Raw genomic sequence first — 1,224 nt, 5'->3', positions numbered from 1 at the left:
ATATCAGCGCAGTTGCAAGCATTGAGCGTCGGCGCGCAAAACATCTGAATGTTCGTAGCCTTTCGCGGTGGCGTTGCCGGCCCATCGCTGGGGCAAACGCCATTGGTCGTCCTACCGCTATGTATCTGCCAGCCCACGCACGTTCGTTGCCCAACATCTCGGTTCGGCTTCAGGTACATTTGGCGTCGCCTGAAAATTCCGAGCTCGATTTGTCACCGCGTCTAACTACTGGTTCAAGTCGCTCGCTCCGCTCGCTGGGACCGGCTAAAGCCGGCCCCTTAACCAAACGTTAGGCACTTCATGAAAAATATCCAAGTCTTCGATGGTGCCAGTAATGCTGTATATGACATTTTCTCGGCCACAGACGATGAATTCGCTTTGATATTTCCAACCGGCGAAGACGTAGCATTCATCGATGAGGTTTATGAGCGCCAGGATGCAAACGTATTAAACTCGGCTTTTGAACGTATATGGGCTCGCCGTATCCCCAAGAAAGAAGCAATGGGCATTCATGGCTTGCTGTTTTATGAGCTAGAGGAAAAGAAGCAGTTTTATCACACACGTCGAGACGAGGAGGCACAGAACCCAGATGGCACACGCCTACGCTGAGTATCGTGCCGTGAAGCGCCTAACAAGGCGCTCAAATCGTTCGCTTCGCTCACTGGGACCGGCTAAAGCCGACCCCTTAGCTTAATCGTTAGCCACTACTGAGAAAATCATGCTTAGACAATTTGTTATTACCGCCGTTTTCGCATTTTCAATATGCGCACATGCAGATTCATTGATGACCGAGCAAGATGCAAAAAGCCTAGCGGAACAAGTTATGGCGAAAGCATCCAAAGGGGATCTAGATGCTGCATTTTCCGTAATGAAGCCTTACGCTGCAATTTCAGAAACAGAATTTCAAAGCATGGCATTACAATCAAAATCACAACGGGATCAATTTGGTGTGCGCTATGGAAATTCTATCGGGTATGAATTCATACGCGAAACAAAAGCAGGAAGCTCTCTCCTTAAGTTAATTTACATTGAAAAAACTGTTAAGCACGCCCTGCCATGGATGTTCATATTTTATAAAACACCAGGCGGCTGGGTATTAAATTCATTTGCCTGGAATGATCAAATTCAAAGCGCTTTTTCCGAGTAACGCCGCTAACAAGGCGCTGAAATCGCTCATTACATTCGCTGGGACTGCGTTCCGCAGCCCCTTAGCTTAATCGTTAT

General features: G+C 47.8%; 2 protein-coding genes. Both read left to right on the top strand.

Features of this window, described 5'->3' with window-relative positions:
- Positions 1–300: 300 nt before the first annotated feature.
- Positions 301–609, top strand: a complete 309-nt coding sequence (locus ACX0MV_RS20170) for a hypothetical protein (RefSeq protein ID WP_458984289.1) — start codon at positions 301–303, stop codon at positions 607–609.
- A 109-nt stretch (positions 610–718) separates the two neighbouring features.
- Positions 719–1,147 carry a hypothetical protein gene (locus tag ACX0MV_RS20165; RefSeq protein ID WP_458983555.1) on the top strand — a complete coding sequence of 143 codons (429 nt, stop codon included), beginning with the start codon at positions 719–721 and terminating at the stop codon, positions 1,145–1,147.
- Positions 1,148–1,224: the final 77 nt, after the last annotated feature.

The organism is Pseudomonas cistanchae (assembly GCF_054483635.1).
The sequence above is the reverse complement of the archived record's forward strand: the minus strand, read 5'-3'. Positions and strand labels throughout refer to the sequence as shown.